Genomic DNA, 21,978 nt, shown 5'->3' with positions numbered 1-21,978 from the left:
GACCTGGCGAGGGCTACCCTGCGGACCATGAGCGCAGACGACGACGTCGCACTCGCCCGGGCACGGGCGGAGGCAGCCGAGGCGAAGGCCGCGGCGGCACAGGCGGCCGCGGAGGCGGCCGAGGCGCGGGCCGCGGCCCTCGAGGCCGAGCTGGCGGGGCGCGCGGCGGGCGGCACCGCCCCCGTGGCCGCACCGACGACGGCGCCCCCGCCCCCTGCGGCACCCGCCCCTCCCCCGGCGGCGGCAGCGCCCGCCGCTCCCCCGGCGGCGGCGCCGTCGGGCGGCTCACCGTGGGCGGAACGGGTGCGCGAGGCCTACGCGGCCGACGCCGCCCTGCCCGTGGGCGTGCTCGTCGAGGACGGCACACCGACGCCGTCGGCCCGCGTGCAGCTGCCGCTGGCCACGATGAACCGGCACGGCCTGGTCGCGGGCGCGACGGGCACCGGCAAGACCCGCACGCTCCAGCTCTTCGCCGAGGGCCTGTCCGCGGCCGGCGTCCCGGTGTTCGTCGCGGACATCAAGGGCGACCTGTCCGGCATCGGCGTCCCCGGCCAGCCGGGCGACAAGCTGCTGGCGCGCACCACGAGCCTGGGCCAGGACTGGGCGCCCGCGGCGTTCCCGGTGGAGTTCTACAGCCTCGGCGGGCTCGGCACCGGCACGCCCATCCGGACCACCGTCACCGACTTCGGCCCCCTGCTCCTGGCGAAGGTGCTCGGCCTGAACGACACGCAGGAGTCCAGCCTCGGCCTGATCTTCCACTGGGCCGACACGCAGGGGCTGGCTCTCCTGGACCTGAAGGACCTGCAGGCGACCATCGCCTACCTGGTCTCCGACGAGGGCAAGGCCGAGCTCCGGGGCATCGGCGGCCTCTCGGCGGCCACGGCGGGCGTCATCCTGCGCGAGATCGTGGCGCTGCAGGCCCAGGGCGCCGACGTGTTCTTCGGCGAGCCCGCCTTCGCGACCGCCGACCTCCTGCGCACGACGCCGGACGGGCGCGGCGTCGTGTCCGCGCTCGAGCTCCCGTCCGTCCAGGACCGGCCGGCGCTGTTCTCCACGTTCCTCATGTGGCTGCTGGCGGACCTGTTCAGCGAGCTGCCCGAGGTGGGCGACGTCGACAAGCCCCGCCTGGTGTTCTTCTTCGACGAGGCACACCTGCTGTTCACGGACGCCAGCAAGGACTTCCTCACGCAGGTGGTCCAGACCGTGCGCCTCATCCGGTCCAAGGGCGTCGGGGTCTTCTTCGTCACCCAGACGCCGAAGGACGTGCCCGGCGACGTCCTGGCGCAGCTCGGCAACCGGGTGCAGCACGCGCTGCGCGCCCACACGCCCGACGACGCCGCGGCCCTGCGCGCGACCGCCCGCACGTTCCCGACGTCGGACTACGACCTCGAGGAGCTGCTCACCACGCTCGGCACCGGCGAGGCGCTCGTCACGGTGCTCTCGGAGAAGGGCGCGCCGACCCCCGTGGCCTGGACCCGGCTGTTCGCCCCGGCGGCGTCCATGTCGCCCATGGAGGCCGGGGCGATGACCGCCGCGGTCGCCGCCTCCCCCCAGGCCGCGCGCTACGCCGAGGCCGTGGACCGCGAGTCGGCGTACGAGCTGCTCACCGCGCGGGCGGAGCGGGCCGCCGCGGAGGCGGAGCGGGCCGAGGCCGAGGAGGCCCGCCTCGAGGCCGAGGCGGCCGCGGAGAAGAAGCGCCAGGCGTCGCAACGCTCGCGGGGCCGGTCACCCGCCCGGAGCGGCCTGGACTCCTTGCTCCGGTCCGCCGGCACGGTCCTCGGCCGGGAGATCACGCGGACGATCCTCGGCACGCGGCGCCGCTGACCCGGGTGCGGGCCGGCGGGAGGAGCCCGAGCGGGACGACCGTCGGCCGCGCACGCGCGCCACCACGTACGCGACGCCGAAGGCCAGGCCCTGGCAGACCACGACCAACCCGGCACTGGCCACGTCGAGGACGTAGCTCGCCCACACGCCGACGACGGCGCAGGCGGCCGCGACGGCGGGCGCCACCCAGAGCATGCGCCAGATCCGGTCGGTGAGGAGGGAGGCCGTCGCCCCGGGCGTGATGAGCATCGCCACCGCGAGCACCACGCCAACGGCCTGCAGCGCGACGACGACGCTCACGGCGAGCAGGCCGAGCAGCAGCATGCCGATCCGCCGCACTGGCAGCCCGATGACGTGGGCGTGCACCTTGTCGAACGCGTAGAGCGTGATGTCGCGGCGCCCGAGCACGAGGGCGGCGATCGCCAGGGCCCCCAGGACCACCACCTGCCAGACGTCGGCGTCGGACACCCCGAGCACGTTGCCGAACAGGATGTGCGAGAGGTCCACCTGGCTGGGCGTGACGGACACGAGCACGACGCCGAAGGCGAAGACCGTCGTGAAGACCACCCCGATGGCGGCGTCCTCCTTCACCCGGCTCGTCGCGCGGACCCAGCCGATCACGGCGACGGCGCCCGCCCCGAAGAGGAAGGCGCCCACCGCGAACGGCGCGCCCACGAGGTAGGCGAGCACGACGCCGGGCAGCACGGCGTGCGAGACGGCGTCGCCCATGAGCGACCAGCCGATGAGGACCAGCCAGCACGACAGCAGCGCGGCGACGACGCTGGCGACCACCGTCACGAGGAGGGCACGCTGCATGAAGCCGTACTGCCAGGGCTCGGTGAGCAGGTCCCAGCCCGACGCCGGCACGCGCGCCGCGACGGCGACCAGCTCGGCGGCGACGGTGGCGGTCACGACGCGCCCGCCTGGTCGAGCCCGAAGGTGCGGGCGAGGTTCTCGGGGGTGATGACCTCGGCCGTCGGGCCGTGCGCGAGGACCCGGCGGTGCAGGAGCACCGAGCGCGCGCACAGCGCCGGGAGCATCGACAGGTCGTGCGTCGACACGACCAGGCTGCAGCCGTCCGCCACGAGGTCGCGCAGGACGGCGGTCACGGCCGCCTCGGAGCCGGCGTCGACGCCCGTGAAGGGCTCGTCGAGGAGCAGCAGCCGGGCCTCCTGGGCCAGGGCGCGGGCGAGCAGGACGCGCTGGCGCTGACCACCGGAGAGCCGGCCGACCTGACGTCCGGCGAGGTCGGCGAGCCCGACGCGCGCGAGGGCCTGCGCGACGACGGCGCGGTCGCGCGCAGCGGGCCGGCGCAGCGGGCCCATGAGGTGGTATCGGCCCGTGAGCACGACGTCCTCGACGCTCACCGGGAAGTCGCGGTCGAGGTCGTCGGCCTGCGGCACGTACGCGACCAGGCCCGACTTGCGCGCGCGGTCGCCGGGCCCGCCGAGCACCTCGACGGTCCCGGCCACGGGCCGCACCAGCCCGACCGCGGCCTTGAACAGCGTCGACTTGCCCGAGCCGTTGACGCCGACCAGCCCGCACGCCTCCCCCGGCTCCACGGCGAGGTCCACGCCGTCGAGGGCCAGCACGTCGCCGTAGCGCACCGTGAGGCCGGTGATCCGCAGCGCGGCCGTCATGCGTCGCCCTCCCCCGTCAGACCGTCGGCGATGAGCGCGGCGTCGTAGCGCAGGAGGTCCAGGTACGTCGGGACCGGTCCGTCCGGCCCCGTGAGCGAGTCGACGTAGAGCTCTCCGGCGAAGCGGGCGCCGGTCTCCCGCGCGACCTGCTGCTGCGCGGTCGCCGGGACGGTCCACTCGCAGAAGACCGCCGGGACCCGGGCGTCGCGCACCGTGTCGATCACGCGCGCCGCCTGCCGGGGCGTGCCCTGGCGCTCGGCGTTGACCGGCCACAGGTAGGCCTCGCGCAGGCCGACGTCCCGCGCGAGGTAGCTGAACGCGCCCTCGCAGGTCACCAGCACGCGCCGGTCCTGCGGCAGCGCCGCCACCGTGTCCACGAGCTCCCGCTCGAGCTCGGCGAGCTCCCCGGTCAGCGCCGCCGCCCGCGCCGCGTACCCGTCCGCGTTCGCCGGGTCGACGCTCGAGAGCGCATCGGCGACGGCGCGCACGTACGCCTGCCCCGCGCGCGGCGACATCCAGGCGTGCGGGTTGTGCGCGAGGCCGCCGGTCTCGCTCGCGGAGCCGTGGATCGGCAGCGGGTCGACGGCGTCCCCCACCACGACCACGGGGACGCCCAGCGGGTCGATGAGGTCGTGCAGCCACGTCTCCAGGCCGAGGCCGTTGGCCACGACGAGGTCCGCCTCCGCGGCGCGGCGCAGGTCGTCCGGCGTCGGCTCGTAGCCGTGCACGTTCATGCCCGGCCCGGTCACCGAGCCCACGCGCACGTCGTCCCCGCCCACGACGGCGACGACGTCGGCCAGCACCGTGAAGGTGGCGACCACCTCGAGCGGCCCGGTCGTCACCACGCCGGGCACGTCGTCCGCTCGGCCGGCCGGCGCGGGCTCGCCGCGCGCGGCGCAGGCCGCGAGCGCGCCCGCCGCCAGGCCACCGACGAGCAGGGTGGCCAGGCGCGCCGTGGACCCGCTCTGGCGACGCACAGGTGCACCCTACGTGGCGCGATCACGGACCGCCCTCCGCCTGCCGCGGGCTCAGCGGGCCAGGAGCAGCTTGACCTCGACCAGACCTGTGGGCTCGACGACGACCCAGCCGAGGTCCGGGGCCTCCAGCTCGAAGTCGGTGAGCGTCACGGGAATCGTGCCGACCACCTCGACGCCGCTGACCGTCCGCTGCAGCTGGAGCTCGGCGGTCACCGGGTGGGTCACGCCGTGGATGGTCAGGTCACCGGCCGCGGTGACCGTCAGGGGCTGGTTGGCCTGCCCGATCGCCGACACGTCCACGGGCTGGGTGAGGACGAACGTCGCCTGGGGGAAGTCGGAGGTGTTCAGCGCGCGCCGGAAGAAGGCGTCGCGGGCGGCCTCGTCGGTCGAGATCGAGCCGGCGTCCACGGTGACGGTGGCCGTGGTGAGGGCGCCGCCGACGACGACCACCTCGCCCGTCACCGCGCCGGTCCGGCCGACGACGGTGACGTCCTGCCCGGAGAGCACCTCGCCGAGGCGGTATCCCGCCTCGGACTCGGGCTGCACGACCCACGTGCCCTCGATGTCGACCACGCCGGTGGGGATCTCGGGTGTCGCGGTGGCGGTCGGCGTGGTCAGGGCGAGCGGCGCGGCCGGCTCGGGCGCGAAGAACCGCGCATAGACGAAGGGCCCGCCCACGATGAGCCCGAGGGCCACGACGATCCCGACGATCGTCCGGACGAGGATCCGTCGCCGGTGCGCGGCGTGCACGCGGTCAGCCACGGCTCCCCCTCCGGCGCACCAGCACGACGACGGCCGTCGCGAGTGCGACCAGGGCCAGCGCGGCCCACGCCGCGGGCCAGACGCCCCAGCCGCTCCGGTCCGACGTCTCCTGCTCCGCCGCGAGGGTCGCCTCGGGGCTCGGCTCCGATCCGGCCTGGGTGGGCGCGGAGTCGCTGGGCGCGTCCTCGCCGCTCGTGTCGTCGGCGGCCGGGTCCTCGCCGGCCGGCGCCTCGTCCCCGGCCGCCAGGCTGAAGCCGAACGCCCCGGTCACCGGGTGCCCGTCCTGCGCGACCGAGCGCCACGCGACCGTGTAGGCGCCGTCGGGCATCCCGGACCGGAGCGCCTGGGTGACGGTCACCCCGGAGACGGTGGCCTCGCCCTCGGACCAGGAGGCGCCGTCCGGGCCGGTCACGACCACCTCGGCGCCCACGCCTGCCTGCTCCGCCGCGAACGTGAGCACCACCTGGGTGGGCGCGTCGGTCAGCGTGGCGCCGTCGGCGGGGTCGGTCGCCACCAGCACGTCGTGCGCGCTCGCCGGTGAGCCGGTCACGAGGGCCGCTCCCGCGGCGAGCAGGGCGATCGTCCACGCGACGGCGAGGCGGCCGCGAGAGACGTGGGCCGGGGGCTGCCGCACGACGCTCGATCTCCTTCCGACTGAGGTCGAGGCCCGCGGCCCCGAGGACCGGTCCACCGTAGCCGCCGCTCACCTCGACCGGGAAACCCCCGGACGGGTGGCCGCTCAGCGCAGCGGGAGGTCGGGTGTCCGCCGCGGCGGCTCGGCGGGCCACTGCAGCGCCACGGTGACCGTGGCGCTGGCGTCGGGCAGCACGCGCACGAGCCGGTAGTCGAGGACCTTGTGGGTCTCCGGGTCGAACCGCAGGACCGTGAGCTCCGCCACGCCGCTGAGCGGCCCGACCGTCGGCTGGCCGAGCCGCGCGCCCGCCGTGCTCGTGGACGTGTAGCGGGTGCCCAGGCCGAAGCGCACGGGGCCGATCCGCTGGTGGTAGTGCCCGGAGACCTGTGCGGGCGCGCAGCCGCGGCGGAGGGTCTCGTCGCCGACGACGGGGTCGTGCACCAGGAGCAGGTCGACGTCGGCGTCGGGCGCGCAGGCCACCTCCGCCATCCGTGCGCTGAGCTCGGCGACCGTCTCGTCGCCGACGAGGCTCGTGCCGGAGCCGATGCGGGTGGCGCGCGGGTCGCCGTCGCCGAGGATGCGCAGCCCGTCGAGCTCGACGACCTCCCCGTCCAGCACGTGCCACCCGGCGCTGAGCTCCTGCTCGGTCGTGTCGGGGCCGTCGTGGTTCCCGTTGCTCACCACCGTGGTGACGCCGTCGGGCACGGCGTCCGCGAACGTCTCGACGCAGTAGGACTCCACGGCGGTGCCGTTGACGGTGGTGTCGCCGGCGTTGATGAGGATCGTGGCCTCGGAGAGCTCCAGCACCGAGCTGATGACGTCGGCCATCCCGACGTTGCAGTGCAGGTCGCTCACCACGACGGCGGTGATCGGCGCCTCACCGTCCTCGTCGGCGGCGAGCCGGGTGCTCAGCAGCCGCTGGTCGGACTCCTGCCGCGCCCGCCAGGCGGACCTGACGGCGTCGTTCGCGGCCGCGTAGAAGGCCTCGTTCTCGCGCCACGCGTCCACCGCGTAGCCGCCGTAGGTGTCGACGACGCCGGCGAGGCGCCCGGTGATCCGCGCCCCCTCCAGGGGCGTGCCGTCGAAGACCGCGGACGCGGTGCGCTCGTCGTCGCCGGGCGAGCCGAGGACGTCGCTGCCGACGACGGTCGTCGCGACGAGCAGGACCACCGTCGCGCCCCCGAGCACGGCTGCGCGTCGGGGTCGCCAGGCGTCCGCGAGCTCGGCCCGCCGCTCGCGGCCGACGGCGGCGCGCACCGCCACCACCAGGAGCGTCAGGAGGGCGGCCGCGAGCGCGGTCCGCTGCAGGGCGTCGGTGACCAGCCCGCGCACCGCGAGCTCGACGGTCGCCTCCGGGCCGTTGAAGAACGCCACGTAGCCCTCGACCGCCCGGCCGAGCGACTCGAGCGACGTGGCGGCGTCGATCGCGGTGACCTCGGCCGGGATCTCCTGCACGACGACGCGGGCGCCGAGCCCGAGCGGGAGCGGGGAGTCGATGACGACGGTGCCGAGCGGCCCGAGGTCCACGGTGACGGACCCGTCGAGGGTCACGTCGTAGCGCGCGGTGTGCGGGCCGAGGCTGCCCTGGGTGGACGCGGTGGTGACGCCCCAGAGCAGGCTGGGCAGCAGGACGGCCAGCGCGACGAGGACCCAGCGCCCGAGACGGCGCGGCGGCACGCGGACCCGGCCGACGTCGCCGAGCCAGGACAGCGCGCGGGCGCCCGCGCGTCGGGCGGTCGACCAGGCTGGAGCGACCCTCGCGAACGGGCGTGCGAGAGCCCGCGGCGCGACCGGGCGCCCCGGGCCCGACGCCGGGCGGGGAGATCGGGGGCGCGCGTCGTGGTCGGTCATGACACCCCTACCCTTGCGCGCCCCGCCGCCGAAGGCCACGCGGTGCCCACGGTGTGTTCGCTGTGAGCGAACACACCGTTCGCGATCAGGCGAGACGGCCCGCGCTCAGGCGGTCCGGAGCTCGTTCTGCCGGTCGCGCCACTCGACCCACGCCGCCAGGCCCGCGAGGTCGTGCTCCGGCCCGGTCGTCTCGGCGACGAACAAGGTCGCCCCGGCCGCGAGCAGCGCCTGCGCCTCGTCGCCGGGCCCGGACGCGCGGCGCACGCTCACCGACCGCTCGATCTCGCCCGGTTCCCGGCCCACCTCGGCGCACCACCGGTCCAGCACGGCGGACTTGCGGGCGAGCTCGGCCGCGTCGGCGAAGCTGTGCCAGACCTGCGCGTGCTCCGCCACGATCCGCAGCGTCTTGCGCTCGCCACCGCCGCCGATCAGCACGGGGATGTCGCGCGTCGGCGGCGGGTTGAGCGCGGCCCACCGCGCACGGATCCTGGGCATCGCCGTGGCGAGGTCGTCCAGGCGGCGGCCGGGCGTGCCGAACTCGTAGCCGTACTCGTCGTAGTCGCGCTGGAACCAGCCGGCGCCGATGCCGAGGATCAGCCGCCCGGCGCTGATGTGGTCGACCGTCCGGGCCATGTCGGCCAGCAGGTCCGGGGCCCGGTAGCTGTTGCACGTGACGAGCGCCCCGAGCTCCACGCGCTCGGTCTGCTCCGCCCACGCCGCCAAGGTGGTCCAGCACTCGAAGTGCAGGCCGTCCGGGTCGCCCGAGAGCGGGAAGAAGTGGTCCCAGGTGAACAGCACGTCGACGCCGAGGCGCTCGGCCGCGTCGGCCGTGCGCCGGATCTGGTCGTAGGAGCCGTGCTGCGGCTGGATCTGCAGCCCGACGCGCACGGGCCGGGCAGGGCGGGTGGGCGATGTGGGCGATGTGGGCAGGGCGCTGGTCGGGTCCGGGGTCGTCATGCGCCCATCCTGCGACTTCGAGCGCGCTCGAAGTCCAGTCCGGCACCCCGGGTGCCCCTCAGGCCGCCGCCGCCCGGCGGTTGCGCCGCAGCCGCCCGACGACGAACCACGCCAGCACCGCGACCATGGCGCCGATGACGACCCAGTTGACGACGTCGGAGTACTCCCCGACGTCGGTCCACCGGTCCCCCAGCAGGTAGCCGGCCCCGACGAGCACGCTGTTGTAGACCGCGCTGCCGAGCGCCGTCAGCGCGACGAAGAGCGGGATCGACATCCGCTCGAGCCCGGCCGGCAGAGACACGAGGCTGCGCACGACCGGGATGACGCGGCCGGTCAGGACGGCCATGCCGCCGTGCCGGTCGAACCACGACTCGGCCCGCTCGAGGTCGCCGCGGTCCACCAGGGGCATCGCGTCGACCGCGCGCCGCAGCCGCGGCCGCCCGAGCTTCGCGCCGACGGCGTACAGCACGATCGCCCCGACGACCGACCCGAGGGTGGCGGCCACGATCGTCGTCGCGAGCCCCATGTGACCCTGGCCGGCGAGGAAGCCCGCGACCGGGAGCACGACCTCGCTCGGGATCGGCGGGAACACGGTCTCGAGCGCCACCAGGACCCCGACGCCCGCGGGCCCGAGTGCGTCGACGACGTCGACGACCCAGCCCGCCAGGCCGGTGAGCTGGGTCGCGTCGGAGGGGGCCGCGGCGACGAGGTCGGTGAGCAGGGTCACGAGCACACACCATCACGGCGCGCGCGGTCCGGCACGTCCACCCCGGCGCTATCCGGCGAGCGCATCCTCCAGGAAGCCGACGACGCGCGTCGCCCACTCCTGCGGGTGCTCGTCCAGGGCGCGGGTGTGCGCGACGTCGGGTACGTCCCAGACCTCGACGCGGCCGGGCGCCGCGGCCGCGTACCAGGCGGCCTGGTCCCCCTCGCCGGCGGCGGCGACGAGCAGCACCCGCTGCTCGGCGGCCAGGCCGGCCACGACCTCGCGCAGCGGGCGCGGCGGCGAGGCCGCCGTCAGGAGGTCCGTGACGGCGTAGGTGAGGCGGTTGATCGCGTCCTCGAACGGCGCGGGCGAGGGCACGTCCCCGGCAACCCGGATCCCGACGCCGTCGCCCACCACCGCGCGTACGCGCGGGTCCTCCCCCGCGAGCGTGAGCGCCTCCTCGCCGCCCATGGACAGGCCGACGGCGCCGATCCGGCCCTCCTCGACGTCCGGCCGGTCGGCGAGCCAGGTCACCGCGGCAGCGAGGTCCCGCGCGCCGTGCCAGCCGAGGTCCATGGCGGTGCCGTCGCTGGCGCCGTGGCCCCGCGCGTCGACCATGAGCACACCGAACCCGGCCGCCGCGAGGACCTCTGCGTGGTCGAGCGTGGCCGTCCGCGTGGAGCCCGAGCCGTGCAGCAGGAGCACCGCGGCGCCGTTCTCCGGCGGCACCCACCAGGCGGCGAGGTCGATGCCGTCGGACGTGGTCAGGGTGACGTCCTCGGCGGCCAGGCCGTGGTCCGCCGGGGTGGCGTCGCCGAGCGCCGCGGGCTCGCGGTTGGTGACCAGCACCGCCTGCCCGAGGGGCGCCCAGACGAGCTGCACGACGACCACTGCCACAGGCAGCGCGAGCAGCCGCCACCAGCCGTGGGCCGCGCGGAGCAGCCAGACCGTCCCCAGGACCAGCAGGACGAGCGCACCGAGGCTCGCGACGAGCGCCGCGCCGCCGCGCAGGACGGCGCCGCCGACGAGGTGCCCGCCCGCGATCACCCCTGCCGCCGGGAGGACGAGGGCACCGACGCCGACGGCGGACCAGCCGGCCGGGCGCACCGCGGCGCGGCGCAGCACTCCGGCGACGAGCGCGCCGACCGCCAGGACGAGGGCCGCGCGCACCGCTCCCCACAGCGGCGAGCCGGAGAGGCCGACCACGACCGCGCCGCCGACCGCGACGGCGACCGCGGCCACGACGGCGACCGTCCGGGCGGGCGTTCGTTGACCAGGCACGGGAGCTCCGCGGGGCACGGGGACGAAGCCGGACGACGGCAGCGTCCCGGGCGCACGCCGCTCGCTCAAGGTGCGAACGTCCCGCGCCGGGCGCGGGGGCGTGTCAGCGCGAGCGGCGCCGCGAGCCGCGCAGGGACATCTCGACGGCGGCGGAGCGGCGCTGGCCGCCCGCACCCGAGCCCGCCGCGGCGGCCGGCGCCGTGCGTGCCGCGGGAGCCGACGCGCGCGGGGCCGAGCCCGACGCGCGGGAGGGAGCCTGCGCCGTCGGGCGGGAGGTCTGACCAGGGCCGCCGGAGCGCCCACGGCCCCCGCGCCGCCGTCCGCGACCCGTGCCCGGCTCGCCGGCGGCACGCGGGGTGCCAGCGCGGTTGCCGCCCACCGGGGCGGGCGCGGCTGCCGTCGGCGCGACGCGCGGGGCGGGCTCGCCGACGAGAGCGTCGAGGACCGGCGACCCGAGACGGACCGGCTGGGGCGTCGCGGTGATCTTCGCCTGCCGGGTCAGCGTGCGGACGTCGGCCATCTGCTCGGGGAGCACGAGGGTGACGACGTCGCCGCCGGCGCCCGCACGCGCGGTGCGGCCGGAGCGGTGCAGGTACGCCTTGTGCTCGGCCGGCGGGTCGACGTGGACCACCAGGCCGACGTCGTCGACGTGGATGCCGCGCGCGGCGATGTCGGTGGCGACCAGGACGCGGACCTCACCCGAGGAGAAGGCCGCGAGGTTGCGCTCGCGCGCCGGCTGGCTGAGGTTGCCCTGCAGGTCGACCGCGGGGATGCCCGCGCTGGTCAGCTGCTTGGCGAGCTTCTTCGCCTGGTGCTTGGTGCGGGTGAAGAGCAGCCGCCGCTGGGTGCCGGAGGCCAGGTGCTCGACGACCTCGCGCTTGGTCGTGGGCCCGTCCACGGTGAACAGGTGGTGGGTCATCGCGACGACGGGCGACTCGGCCGGGTCCACCGAGTGACGCAGCGGGTCGTGCATGAAGCGCCGCACGAGCTCGTCCACCCCGTTGTCGAGGGTGGCCGAGAAGAGCAGCCGCTGGCCGCGCGCCGGGGTGGCGCCCATGAGCCGCTTCACGCCGGGCAGGAACCCGAGGTCGGCCATGTGGTCGGCCTCGTCGAGCACGGTGATCTCGATGCCGTCCAGCGTGAGCACCTTCTGCTTGAGCAGGTCCTCCAGGCGCCCGGGGCACGCGACGACGACGTCGACGCCGGCCGCGAGCGCGACCTCCTGCCGGTGCTGGGTCACGCCGCCGAAGATCGTGGTGATCCGCAGGCCCGCGGCGTCGGCCAGGGGCTGCAAGGTCGCGGCGATCTGGGTGGCGAGTTCGCGCGTCGGGGCCAGGATCAGGGCGCGCGGACGCCGGGCCACCGTCCGGCCGCCCGCGAGTCGGGCGACGACGGGCAGCGCGAAGGCGAGCGTCTTGCCGGAGCCGGTGCGGCCGCGGCCGAGGACGTCGCGGCCCTCGAGCGTGGCGGGCAGCGTGGCCCGCTGGATCGGGAAGGGCGTGGTGATGCCGGCGGCCGTCAGGACGCGGGCGAGGTTCTCGGGCACGCCGAGGGAGACGAACGAGGGTGCAGAAGGCACGGGTAGGTAGTCCTCACTGGGATCGAGGTCGGGGCTCGCGGCGGCTTGCCGGGCTACTCCCCAGGAGGGTGGCCCGCCGGTGCTCCACGACGTAGGGCGCGCGGCTCGCGCAGCCCTCGCCCACCAGTATGCCCTACCGGGTATCTCCGTGTCGCCCGGTCATCCCATGACCGGGCCTTGCCGCATGATCACCTGCGCCGGAAGACTCCTCGCGTGGCCACCCAGGTTCCCCGCTCGACCGTGTGGAAAGCCCGCGTGATCTTCTTCGGCGGGCTCTTCGTGGGCCTCGGGCTGCTCGGCTGGGCGGCGGTGTCGCCCGAGCCGCCCGTCTGGGCATGGGTGGTGGGCGGGCTGCTCACCGCGTTCTTCGGCTACAACGTGGCGTCGGCGGTCGTGTTCCGCCTGCGGTACCGGACGCCGGAGGAGCGCGACGCCGCCCGCGAGCGCCTGCTCATGGGACCCGACGGTCACGCGCGCGAGGAGGCCCGCGGCATCCTCGCCAAGCAGGCGACGACGTACACCGACGAGGTCCTGCGCATCGGCCGTACGGCGACGGGCGTCGTCGTGTTCGCCGCGGACGGGAACCACGAGCACGACACGCGCAGGCTCGCCTACCTCGAGCTCGACGTCAGCGCGTACGGCGCGAAGCCCCACCGCGTGCGCACCGGGGACTGGGTGGCCCCCGCGACGCTGAGGGCCCTAGTGCCGGGGGTGGCGCTCGAGGTGAAGGTCGACCCCGCCGATCCCGACCGGGTCGCCGTCGACTGGCCGCGCTCCCTGCCGCGCCTGCAGCAGGCGACTCCCGCGGCCGGCAGCGGGCCCATGACGATCGTCCTCTGACCGCGCGGACCTCCATCTCGCGGTCGAGGCGGCCTCCACCGCGGGTTCGGGCCGGCGCGCGGGACGGCGGCACCGTGGCCGGACGCGCCGGCCGGGCGGGCGTTCCTAGCGTCGAGCCATGGCAACCGCAACGAAGCCCGCGCCCCGACCCCCTGCCGCGCCGGCGCGCCGGCTGGGCTATCCCCTCGCCCTGGCGGCGCTCGCCGTCGTCGTGGTGCTCGCCTGGGGAGTGTTCCGCGGAGGCACGGACGAAGGGCCCGACGAGGTGCCCGACGGCGCCACCCAGAACGGCTGGGAAGGAATCACCGACAGCGACGACCCACGACTGGTGTCGTTCCCGTGGGTGACCGGGCAGGTGCTCGACGGGGACGTCGCTGTGGTGCTCGGCCACGTCGCGGAGCGGTTCAACGCCGAGGTCGAGCCGATCGACGTCGCGAGTTCCTGGGGCTGGGCCTACCGCCCGGTCCGCGGCCACGACGAGGGCCTGTCGAACCACGCGTCGGGCACCGCCGTCGACTTCAACGCCCCGCTGCACCCGCTGGGGTCGTCGGGGACCTTCACCGACGACCAGGTGGCCCGGCTGCGCGCGATCCTCGACGAGGTGGCGCCCGTGCTGGCCTGGGGCGGCGACTTCGACCGGCCGGACGAGATGCACCTCGAGATCGTCGGGACGCCGGACGAGGTGGCCGAGGTCGCCGCGCGGCTCTCCGGCGCATGAGGCACTCACACAGCGGTGAAGCCTTTGCTTCGCTCAGCGATGCGTAGGCTTCACACTCAGGTCAGGTGGCGCGTGAGGGGCTGCCGACGCCGGCCTGCACCCCGGCCCACAGCCGCACGACGAGGCAGCACAAAGGCCGCCTCCCGCGAACAGGAAACGGCCTCTGACCTGCACTTTCGGTGGAGCTGAGGGGACTCGAACCCCTGACCCCCTGAATCGGAAGACGCGAACTCCGCGTCTGTCGACGCATCGAGCCGGCACGAGCCACCTCGAACCATCTCGTTACTGACCAGGACCGACGCCGGAATCCGTCGGCGGGACACCTCGACAGTACCTGCTCGCCTCGACCTAGCTCGAGCCGTCTCGGGCCGCATTTCCGTCCATTTTGTGTCCCACGCGCGGGCTCCCCTCACCTCTTTGGTCCGAAGGCCAGGGAACCTGGCCTCCGCTGACCGTGAACGGTTCACGCCTCGCTGGCCGGCTACCGAACGCTCAGACGCCAACCAACGGCGTCGAAGGCCCGAACAATATCGTCAACCACCTCGCTCTTGGCGCGCGAGCCGGGAAGAACTTCCGGAAGACCCGCAGCGAACAGAAGAATCCATGTACCTCTGCCGGGAGCCCACTCAGCGGGAAGAGTGATCCCCCCGGCTCGATCCTTGTACTCGACCACATCCCGCCGGAGCGTGATTGTGTACCCGCGCGAAGAGATCACGCGGTCGAGGAACCAATGCTTCTTGAACCTCTCAGACGCCGTCACGGGTTGCCGTGACCAGACATCCATTGACGAACGGCGCCATCACTGAGTACTCGTTCACGGAGCCTCGCGCAGGCCGCCGCCTCTGTAGAGAAGACCTCCTCGGAGTTCCGATTGCCTCTCTCGCTGTAGTAGACGTGCCAGCCGTCGGCCTCATGCGTTAGGCAGTACGCCTCATCGCGATCGCTCCCGAGGCTGTAAGCAAACGTCGGCAAGTTCAACCGCCGCATGTCCAGTTCGAGTTCGTCTTGCGTCACGATCTACACCCTCCGGAGGTATCCGGTTGCGAGCAGGTCCTTCACACTTGCCGGCAAGCGGTACTGCACACCCATGCCTGGCTGCCCGAACCACGGTGTTGCCCGCCCCTGCTGTACGACGAGTCGGTTCGTGACCTCGAAGACACTGTAGGGCTTACTTGTTGCACCCGGCGGTAGGGAACGCTGCGCAACTGGCGTGCCGCGTGGCGCGACGAACCGCCCCTCGTCCAGCCCGAATCTGTCAATCTGCGTTCCCGGCCTGAGAACCGTCACACCGGGGTTTCCGCTCGGGCCCAGGTTGCCGTGGAAGCCATTGTTGGGTGGCCACGCTATCGGCCCCTCGGTCGGTCGTAGTGTCGTGGTCGGTGGTCGCCCGAGGTAGGGGCTGATGCGGTTGCTGATGGCCGTGGTGGCGCGGTTGGCCAGTTGCCGGACGCCGGGGATCTGGCCGATGCCTGCTGTGGCGGCACCGGTGAGTCCGCCGATGAGGGCTTCGCGGCCCATGGCGCCCCACGAGAACTCCTCGGTGTGCTGGACCTGCGCACGCCACGCGTGCGACGCCGCACCCGCCGCGGCACCACCCAGGGCGCCGCACGCGATGCTGCCCGCGCCGGCTGTCAGAAGCAGGCACCCACCGCCGACCACGGCGCCGGCGACCCCGGCGACGATGTCAGCCTGGTGCTCATCGACCCACGTGGTGGTCGCGTCCCAGGCGCTCGAGATCCCGTCACCGACGGCGCTGGCGGCGTCGTCGAGCCAGTCCGGCCACTTGCCGGTCGGGGTCGGCCCAGGTGACCGGGTTGCCGTTGGCGTAGGTGTAGGCGTTCCACTGCTGCGGATCGGTCAGATCCATCACCGGGTCGACCGTGACGAACCTGGCAATCACCGGGTCGTAGTAACGCGCCCCGACCTGCACCAACCCGGTCTCGTCCACCGGCTTGTTCAAGAACCCGTGATCACCCACCCACCCGGCAGGGGCGCTCCCCCGCGCGTTGCCGTACGGGTCGGTGCACGGCGAGCGCGTGCCTCACGGCGCGCCGCGCATCGGAGAACCAGCTGGGCGACGGCAACGATGGAACCTCGAGTGTCCTTAGGGTCAAGGGCCCCGAATCCGACCGAGGGATATCACTGGCTCGCGTACGGTGCGTATCGAGGTTCAAGGACTGACGACCGGCCCGTTCCGACAATTCTCAGCCTTAGCCAAGGATTCTGGTCGGGAATCCGAAGGATCAGTTCGACCCACCGCTTGCGATACCGACACTCCACTTCGGACTTGAGAATCCGGGTGATTTCGTTCTCCATGTCGCGCCTGCACTCCTCGCGCGCAGGAACGGCAACAACCTCAGAAAAGGGGCCGACCCATATGTCCAGCTCGAGACCGAATAGTAGGCGCAACGGGGCGACGCCGGGCCTTTCAATGACCGCGTTCGGAATAACTCCCAAGAAGGGATCGACCATGCGCACATCAGCATTCTTCCCGACTGGTGGATACCCTAGCCTGACGAGGGACGCATTGAGTGCTTCGATACCGAGGCGGGCCGCACGTTGTTGCTCTTGATCGTTCAATTCGCTCCCCTCCTCGCCTGTGTATAGCTTATCAGTTGACCCGACCTACCGTTGGGAACGTGCGTCGAGCCGAAATCGACGTGCCAGCGGGCTCGATTCAGATTGGCCGGGTCACGTCCGATTCCAAGACGGAGGTGCATCCCGCCGCCGAATTCATTCGAACCCGTCCAGCCAAACGACCACGTGGTGCCGCTGTTGATTCCGCCGGTCCACCACGCTTCGATCGGGGACGCAGTGCACGAGTACGAGTGCGTCCCGTACACCGAGAAGGTGGCTGACGTGACGTTGGACGGGTCGACGTTCCCGATGGCCTGAAGCCCGGTGAACTGCCAGGCCAGCCGCTCGGTGAACACGCTCGAGCAGTACATCGGGCTGCCGGTCGTGCCGCACCTGCCGACGCCGTCGTCGCTCGAGAAGTTGTAGTGCTTCCAGCCCGCGCTGGACACGGCCACCCACTCCGAGCGGGAGCCGGACACCGACGGGTCGACGTACACCGGCCACACGGTGCTCGGATCCGCCAGCATCTCCTCGTCGAGACCGACCTGCACGGCCTGGTCCTCCAGCGCCACGTCCATGAACGCCCACGCGTCCCCGTCGACCGGGGCCGCGAGACGGGCCGCGCCGATCCGGAGCCCCTCATCGGAGGTGAGTCGCATACCGGCGGACGGGGACATGCCGCCGATCAGGCGAGGCGTCAGGTTCGGCGCCGCGCGGTCCGCCCGCGAGTCCCACATCGCCGGCTGGGGTGACCTGAAGACACGCTCGCCCTCGGAGTCGACAGCAGCGAACCCGCCGTCGGCCTCCGTCAGCTCGAGCCCGTCCGACACCGTGATCGGAAACGCGAGGTCTGCGATGCGCGGATCGGCGGCTGCCTGCGGCGACTCGACCCGCAGGACCTCGGAGAAGCCGGTCGCGTCTGCGTTGACGCTCACCAGGAGGTCCACGCCGTCGATCACGTCCGGGTACTCCAGACCCGTGCCATACACGACCGGAGCCGGTAGGTCGAAGGGCACGTCGAAGGTCAGCTGGTGACCGTCGCGCTGCATGGAGGCCAGCGGTTGCCCCGGCGAGCCGTCCGAGAACACCATCTCGACCGCCGGCGCCGCGACCTCGATGCCTGCAGCGGACTCCACCAGCGTCGTGTCGATGTCCGCCCACTCACCCGACACCTGAGTTCGGACAGCAGCGATCGAGGTGTCCAGACGCATCTGCCCGTCCGGCAGTGCATGAAGTGTCTGGAACTCGGTGCGTTCCTCGAGAACCTCGACCTCGCGGCCACAGCTCGCGGCGAGCGCGGCCGCAGTCGCCTCGTCCGCGGCCTCCACCGGACACGCAGATCCGGTCACCGCCCGAACCGGAACGCTCCGGCCCGCGCCGGCCGCGGGCGATACGAACACCCCCCGAGAACGACCGCGGTCACGACTGCCGCGAACGCCCTTCGAACGGAGATGGACATGGCGAACGGCAACGTCGAGGCGCGCATCAGACCCCCTGAGCTCTGCGGCCACTCTCATCATCGAGACCCGCGAGAGCCCGTGGCCCCCGCCGGACGCGCGCAACGTAGCGAGCCCGCGAGGCCGCTGGGAAGGGGCGAAACGGGCGCCACGCAACAAGATCACCCGGACGGCGGAGCCCGCCTAACGAGCCCGTAACGTACGCAGGTCCCAGCTCGGCGAGGAGGCGCGATGACATGCGCTGGCATTGACAGGCTTGGCACCCGCACTCCACTTGAGTCCCATGCGCGCGAAGACGTGACTCGACCCTCATGCGCCGCTCGGCGCCAGGTGAGGAGGTCAGCCGTTCTGAGCAGGGCGGACGCAGTGCAGCCAGCCAGGTCTGCGTGTCGACTTTGTGTCCACTCAGACGAAGAGGCCGCTTCCCCCAAGCGGAGAAACGGCCTCTGACCTGCACTTTCGGTGGAGCTGAGGGGACTCGAACCCCTGACCCCCTGCATGCCATGCAGGTGCGCTACCAGCTGCGCCACAGCCCCGCGACCCCGAAGGGCCTCGTGAAGTGTACGCGACGAGGAGACCCTGGCGGAAATCCGATCGCGCCCCGCCGCTCCCCCGGTCAGCCCCGCATCGCGTCGGCGGCCGACGACGGCAGGTTCTCCGCCGGAACACCCGCGTTCCAGTCGGCGACAACCACGCTCGGCCCGACGTTGTGGGCCTCCATGCGCCACGCCGGCCAGGCGTCGCCACGGCTCGCCCTCAGCACCGACCAGTGCGCGTTGTGGAGTCCGACGAGCCCGCGCCACGCGACGGCGTCGAGCCCGAGCAGCGCCGTCAGCCCGAGGGAGACGGCCGCGCCGTGGGACACGAGGACGAGCGTCTCGTCGTGCGCCATCGGTGCGGCGAGCTCGCGCACGGCAGCGCTGAACCGCTCCGCGACGGCGGCCCGCGACTCAGCCCCCATGCGCTTGGGGTCGCCGCCGCGCTGCCAGACGGCGAACTCCTCCGGCCACTGCTCGGCGATCTCCTCCGCGGTCAGGCCCTCCCACTCACCGAAGGACCGCTCACGCAGCCGTGTGTCGACGCCGACCTGGAGCCCGACCAGGTCCGCGAGCTGCTGCGCGGTCGCCCGCGCGCGCCCGAGGTCGGACGCGACGATGCGCGTCGGAGCGTGCCGACGCCACAGGTCGAGCGCTGCCTGCTCCACCTGCCACTGCCCGATCTCGTCCAGCGGGATGTCGATCGTGCCCTGCATGCGCGTGCTGGCGTTGTACGCGGTGCGCCCGTGCCGCCAGCAGATGACCGTTCCGGCGGTCACGCGACCGTCGCCCGGCCGTCGCCGCCCTGGTCCTCCACCTGGCCGTCGCCGCCCCGCGCGTCGGCGGGCAGTTCGATCACCGGGCAGTCCGACCAGAGCCGTTCGAGGGCGTAGTAGACGCGGTCCTCGGCGTGCTGCACGTGCACCACGACCTCGACGAAGTCGAGCAGCACCCAGCGCGCCTGACGCACGCCCTCGCGGCGTACGGGCTTCGCGCCGGCCTTGAGCATGGCTTCCTCGACGGCGTCGACGATCGCCCCGACCTGCCGCTCGTTCGAGGCGGAGGCGATGATGAAGACGTCGGTGAGGACCAGGCGGTCGCTCACGTCGAGGGCGATGATCTCCTCGGCCTTGCGGTCCGACGCGGCCCGCGCGGCGACAACGGCGAGCTCGACAGCCCGATCCGACGCGGCCATCAGAGCCCCACCTCTCCCGTCGTGGCGACGTGCGACCACGTGACGCCCTCGCCCACGACGCCCGCGCCCTGCGTGCCCTCGGCACCCGAGTCGCGCAGCAGCACCACGAAGATCAGCATGCCCAGGACGAACGCCACGAGCACCAGGACGATCATGTGCAGCCACGTGTACGGGTGGCGCGGCGGCTCGGCGGCCTCGTCGTCCGGCTCGTCCTCGACGTCCTCGGGAACAGCGCGCGAGGGCGCCACGGGCGCGGACGTCGGTGTTGGCGTCCAGCCCTGGCCCGAGCCCACGCTCCCCCAGCGCGGCATCGCGGCGTCGGACGTGTCGGTCGGCTCCGTGGCCCCCGGGGCGGTGGCTGCGACGGACGGCGCGGCAGCGGCGCCGAACCTGGCGGCCGGGGCCGCCTGCATGGTCCCGAACGACTGGCCCACCACCGGGCGGATGTCCGCCGGCACGAAGGCCGCCCGCGACGCGTCCGCGACGCCGGTCCGGTCCCGCCCACCGAAGCCGACCGGCTCGAAGCCCGACGGCGCCACCGCCGAGGGCCCGGTCGTCGCGACCGCCGGCGGCACCACGGCGGGCACCGGGTACGTGCGCGCCTCGGCCGGCCAACCGGCCGCTGCAGGCTGCTCCGGCTGCCAGCCGTTGCCGGCGGCCGTCTCAGGCTGCCCGACGCGCGGTGCGTACGGACGCAGCGCGGGCGCCACCTGCTCGGGCTGGTACGGCGCGGGCCGCGCCTGCGCCGGCTGGGCGGCACCGTACGGCTGCGGCTGGGGCTGGGCCTGCGGCTGCGGCTGGTAGGGCGTCGCCTGCGCCGCGCCGAACGACCGCTCGCCCGGCGCCGCCACGGGCTGCGCGGGCGCCTGGTACACCGGCACGGCGGGGCGCGCCGGGGTGACCGGCGCGGTGTCGTAACGGCCGGCGGTCGCCTGGTAGGGCTGCTCGGCCGCGGGGGCACCCGACGGCGGCAGGACGACCCGCCGGACCGGCGACGACGACTCGGGGGCCGTCGGGCGCGGCGACTCGGGTGCTGCGGGCGTCTGCGGGCGCTGGCCCCAGCTGCTCGCCGTCTGCTCCGGCATCGCGCGCTGCGCGGCGCCGCGGGCGCTCTGCGCCCGCTCGATGCCCTGCCGGGCCGCCTCCTCGCGCTCGGCCTGCGCGCGCGCGGCCTGGGCACGGATCGCGGCGGCGCGGGCCTGCGGCGACAGCGCAGCCGACGGCGGCGCGACGGCCGGCCGCTCCGGCTCCATCTGCGGCACCACGACCGGCTCGGCGGGTCGCGGGCCGGACGCTGCCGCGGGCGCCGGGGTGGGCGACGGCGCAGGAGCGGTCCGCGGCAGCGGCGACGAGGGCACGGCGGGCGGGCTGACGGCCGCCTCGGCCTCCGGGTGCCGGACGGCCGCGACGCGCTCGCGCAGCTCGCGGCGGGACAGCGGACGGGCACCGGGCTCGGGAGCGACCGCGGGGCGCGGCGCCGGGGCGGGCGCGGGAGCGGGCGCCGGCATCGAGACGGGTGCCGCCATCGGCGTGGGGGCCGGCGTGGGGGCGGACATCGGCGCGGGCGCGGGGCGCGGCGCCGGGGCCGGCGCCGGCTCGGGCGTGGTGGTGCGGGCGAGCGACTCGGCGGCGCGCGCCGCCTCCGCGGCCGCGCGCTCGCGCAGCTCCCGACGCGAGAGGGGTGGCTCCGGCGCGGTCGCGCCGTACGGCGTCGCCGCGGGCTGCTCGCCGGTGACGTGACGTCGCTCCTCCTCGCGGCGACGGCGGCGCTCACCCCACTCCGGATGGGTCTGCTCAGACATCCTGACCTCGATACAGACGGTGCTTGGCGATGTACTGGACCACCCCGTCGGGGACGAGGTACCAGACGGGCTCACCCGCGTGGGCCCGTGCACGGCAGTCGGTCGACGAGATGGCCAGCGCGGGCACCTCGAGCACGCTGACGGCGTGCGACGGGAGCCCTTCGACGGACAAGGTGTGGCCCGGTCGGGTGACGGCGACGAAGTGCGCCATCTCCCAGAGCTCGTGGACGTCCTTCCACGTGAGGATCTGCGCGAGCGCGTCCGCCCCCGTGATGAAGAACAGGTCGGCGTCCGGGCGGGCCGCGCGCAGGTCGCGCAGCGTGTCCACGGTGTACGTGGGCCCCGGCCGGTCGATGTCCACGCGGGAGACCGTGAACCGTGGGTTCGACGCCGTGGCGATGACGGTCATGAGGTAGCGGTGCTCGGCCGGGGTCACGCCGGGGTCGAGCTTGAAGGCGGGTCGACCCGTCGGCACGAACACGACCTCGTCGAGGTCCAGGTCGGCGGCGGCCTCACTGGCGGCGACGAGGTGGCCGTGGTGGATGGGGTCGAACGTGCCGCCCATCACCCCGATCCTGGGCCTGGTCTCCGCCATCCGCTCTGCCTGCCTCCGTGTCCGGGCGCGCCACAGCGCCCATCGTC

Annotated in this window: 19 protein-coding genes, 1 tRNA gene and 1 pseudogene; 3 read left to right on the top strand and 18 right to left on the bottom strand. The window is 74.1% G+C overall.

Annotated features, from left to right (window positions below):
* The first annotated feature begins 27 nt into the window (after positions 1 to 27).
* Positions 28 to 1,824 carry a helicase HerA-like domain-containing protein gene (locus AFE02nite_RS01300; RefSeq protein ID WP_146818954.1) on the top strand — a complete coding sequence of 599 codons (1,797 nt, stop codon included), beginning with the start codon at positions 28 to 30 and terminating at the stop codon, positions 1,822 to 1,824.
* On the opposite strand, the gene AFE02nite_RS01295 is transcribed toward AFE02nite_RS01300, so the two are convergent.
* The 10 genes from AFE02nite_RS01295 to AFE02nite_RS01250 form a co-directional block, all read right to left on the bottom strand.
* Positions 1,726 to 2,640 carry a metal ABC transporter permease gene (locus tag AFE02nite_RS01295; protein WP_146819238.1) on the bottom strand — a complete coding sequence of 305 codons (915 nt, stop codon included), beginning with the start codon at positions 2,638 to 2,640 and terminating at the stop codon, positions 1,726 to 1,728. The two genes, AFE02nite_RS01300 and AFE02nite_RS01295, sit on opposite strands and share 99 nt — an antisense overlap.
* A 92-nt stretch (positions 2,641 to 2,732) precedes the next feature.
* The gene (locus AFE02nite_RS01290; RefSeq protein WP_034247217.1) at positions 2,733 to 3,464 is read right to left on the bottom strand and encodes a metal ABC transporter ATP-binding protein; all 732 of its coding nucleotides are present in this window, start codon (positions 3,462 to 3,464) and stop codon (positions 2,733 to 2,735) included.
* Positions 3,461 to 4,441 carry a metal ABC transporter solute-binding protein, Zn/Mn family gene (locus AFE02nite_RS01285; RefSeq protein WP_146818953.1) on the bottom strand — a complete coding sequence of 327 codons (981 nt, stop codon included), beginning with the start codon at positions 4,439 to 4,441 and terminating at the stop codon, positions 3,461 to 3,463. Before AFE02nite_RS01285 ends, AFE02nite_RS01290 begins: the two co-directional genes overlap by 4 nt.
* 51 nt (positions 4,442 to 4,492) lie before the next feature.
* Complete coding sequence (locus AFE02nite_RS01280; RefSeq protein ID WP_052113796.1) at positions 4,493 to 5,203, bottom strand: YceI family protein; 711 nt, start codon at positions 5,201 to 5,203, stop codon at positions 4,493 to 4,495.
* Positions 5,196 to 5,837, bottom strand: coding sequence for a copper resistance CopC family protein (locus AFE02nite_RS01275; RefSeq protein ID WP_052113794.1), 642 nt, complete (start codon positions 5,835 to 5,837; stop codon positions 5,196 to 5,198). The genes AFE02nite_RS01280 and AFE02nite_RS01275 overlap by 8 nt, the downstream gene beginning before the upstream one ends.
* A gap of 105 nt (positions 5,838 to 5,942) precedes the next feature.
* Complete coding sequence (locus AFE02nite_RS01270) at positions 5,943 to 7,688, bottom strand: metallophosphoesterase family protein (RefSeq protein ID WP_146818951.1); 1,746 nt, start codon at positions 7,686 to 7,688, stop codon at positions 5,943 to 5,945.
* Between the two features lie 105 nt (positions 7,689 to 7,793).
* On the bottom strand, positions 7,794 to 8,645 hold the full coding sequence (locus AFE02nite_RS01265) for an LLM class F420-dependent oxidoreductase (RefSeq protein ID WP_146818950.1): 852 nt from the start codon (positions 8,643 to 8,645) through the stop codon (positions 7,794 to 7,796).
* A gap of 58 nt (positions 8,646 to 8,703) precedes the next feature.
* Positions 8,704 to 9,372 (bottom strand): DedA family protein, encoded by a 669-nt coding sequence (locus AFE02nite_RS01260; RefSeq protein WP_052113798.1) that lies wholly within the window; start codon positions 9,370 to 9,372, stop codon positions 8,704 to 8,706.
* A gap of 48 nt (positions 9,373 to 9,420) precedes the next feature.
* Positions 9,421 to 10,632, bottom strand: a complete 1,212-nt coding sequence (locus tag AFE02nite_RS01255; RefSeq protein ID WP_186814439.1) for an alpha/beta hydrolase — start codon at positions 10,630 to 10,632, stop codon at positions 9,421 to 9,423.
* A 103-nt stretch (positions 10,633 to 10,735) separates the two neighbouring features.
* Entirely contained in the window at positions 10,736 to 12,211 is a 1,476-nt protein-coding gene (locus AFE02nite_RS01250; protein WP_146818948.1) for a DEAD/DEAH box helicase, read from the bottom strand.
* Positions 12,212 to 12,424: 213 nt separating this feature from the next.
* Between AFE02nite_RS01250 and AFE02nite_RS01245 the strand changes: the two genes are divergently transcribed.
* Both AFE02nite_RS01245 and AFE02nite_RS01240 read left to right on the top strand, forming a co-directional pair.
* Positions 12,425 to 13,051, top strand: coding sequence for a hypothetical protein (locus AFE02nite_RS01245; RefSeq protein ID WP_146818947.1), 627 nt, complete (start codon positions 12,425 to 12,427; stop codon positions 13,049 to 13,051).
* Positions 13,052 to 13,169: 118 nt separating this feature from the next.
* Positions 13,170 to 13,769, top strand: a complete 600-nt coding sequence (locus AFE02nite_RS01240) for a M15 family metallopeptidase (RefSeq protein ID WP_052114095.1) — start codon at positions 13,170 to 13,172, stop codon at positions 13,767 to 13,769.
* Positions 13,770 to 14,786: 1,017 nt separating this feature from the next.
* Here AFE02nite_RS01240 and AFE02nite_RS01235 read toward each other — a convergent pair.
* From AFE02nite_RS01235 to nadD, 8 genes and pseudogenes are all read right to left on the bottom strand, one after another.
* Positions 14,787 to 15,428, bottom strand: coding sequence for a TNT domain-containing protein (locus AFE02nite_RS01235; RefSeq protein WP_146818946.1), 642 nt, complete (start codon positions 15,426 to 15,428; stop codon positions 14,787 to 14,789).
* 82 nt (positions 15,429 to 15,510) lie between these two features.
* Positions 15,511 to 15,777 (bottom strand): annotated as a pseudogene (locus tag AFE02nite_RS01230) (RHS repeat-associated core domain-containing protein); the annotation flags it as partial.
* A 568-nt stretch (positions 15,778 to 16,345) separates the two neighbouring features.
* Positions 16,346 to 17,674, bottom strand: coding sequence for a hypothetical protein (locus AFE02nite_RS01220; protein ID WP_034248827.1), 1,329 nt, complete (start codon positions 17,672 to 17,674; stop codon positions 16,346 to 16,348).
* 592 nt (positions 17,675 to 18,266) lie between these two features.
* Positions 18,267 to 18,339 (bottom strand) — tRNA-Ala (locus tag AFE02nite_RS01215).
* An 80-nt stretch (positions 18,340 to 18,419) separates the two neighbouring features.
* Entirely contained in the window at positions 18,420 to 19,118 is a 699-nt protein-coding gene (locus AFE02nite_RS01210; RefSeq protein ID WP_034249848.1) for a histidine phosphatase family protein, read from the bottom strand.
* Entirely contained in the window at positions 19,115 to 19,534 is a 420-nt protein-coding gene (gene rsfS / locus AFE02nite_RS01205; protein WP_034249847.1) for a ribosome silencing factor, read from the bottom strand. Before rsfS ends, AFE02nite_RS01210 begins: the two co-directional genes overlap by 4 nt.
* Positions 19,534 to 21,336 carry a hypothetical protein gene (locus tag AFE02nite_RS01200; protein ID WP_146818944.1) on the bottom strand — a complete coding sequence of 601 codons (1,803 nt, stop codon included), beginning with the start codon at positions 21,334 to 21,336 and terminating at the stop codon, positions 19,534 to 19,536. Before AFE02nite_RS01200 ends, rsfS begins: the two co-directional genes overlap by 1 nt.
* The gene (gene nadD / locus AFE02nite_RS01195; protein WP_146818943.1) at positions 21,329 to 21,931 is read right to left on the bottom strand and encodes a nicotinate-nucleotide adenylyltransferase; all 603 of its coding nucleotides are present in this window, start codon (positions 21,929 to 21,931) and stop codon (positions 21,329 to 21,331) included. Before nadD ends, AFE02nite_RS01200 begins: the two co-directional genes overlap by 8 nt.
* Between the last annotated feature and the right edge of the window lie 47 nt (positions 21,932 to 21,978).

The sequence above is a fragment of the Actinotalea fermentans genome (assembly GCF_007991475.1).
Taxonomy (GTDB): domain Bacteria; phylum Actinomycetota; class Actinomycetes; order Actinomycetales; family Cellulomonadaceae; genus Actinotalea; species Actinotalea fermentans.
This window is presented reverse-complemented; position numbering and strand designations above follow the sequence as displayed.

What these genes read in the sequence shown, in the direction of transcription:
- AFE02nite_RS01300 (WP_146818954.1), top strand. Translation starts at nt 28, where the DNA reads ATGAGCGCAGACGACGACGTCGCACTCGCCCGGGCACGGGCGGAGGCA.
- AFE02nite_RS01295 (WP_146819238.1), bottom strand. Translation starts at nt 2,640, where the DNA reads ATGCAGCGTGCCCTCCTCGTGACGGTGGTCGCCAGCGTCGTCGCCGCG.
- AFE02nite_RS01290 (WP_034247217.1), bottom strand. Translation starts at nt 3,464, where the DNA reads ATGACGGCCGCGCTGCGGATCACCGGCCTCACGGTGCGCTACGGCGAC.
- AFE02nite_RS01270 (WP_146818951.1), bottom strand. Translation starts at nt 7,688, where the DNA reads ATGACCGACCACGACGCGCGCCCCCGATCTCCCCGCCCGGCGTCGGGC.
- AFE02nite_RS01265 (WP_146818950.1), bottom strand. Translation starts at nt 8,645, where the DNA reads ATGACGACCCCGGACCCGACCAGCGCCCTGCCCACATCGCCCACATCG.
- AFE02nite_RS01240 (WP_052114095.1), top strand. Translation starts at nt 13,170, where the DNA reads ATGGCAACCGCAACGAAGCCCGCGCCCCGACCCCCTGCCGCGCCGGCG.
- rsfS (WP_034249847.1), bottom strand. Translation starts at nt 19,534, where the DNA reads ATGGCCGCGTCGGATCGGGCTGTCGAGCTCGCCGTTGTCGCCGCGCGG.
- AFE02nite_RS01200 (WP_146818944.1), bottom strand. Translation starts at nt 21,336, where the DNA reads ATGTCTGAGCAGACCCATCCGGAGTGGGGTGAGCGCCGCCGTCGCCGC.
- nadD (WP_146818943.1), bottom strand. Translation starts at nt 21,931, where the DNA reads ATGGCGGAGACCAGGCCCAGGATCGGGGTGATGGGCGGCACGTTCGAC.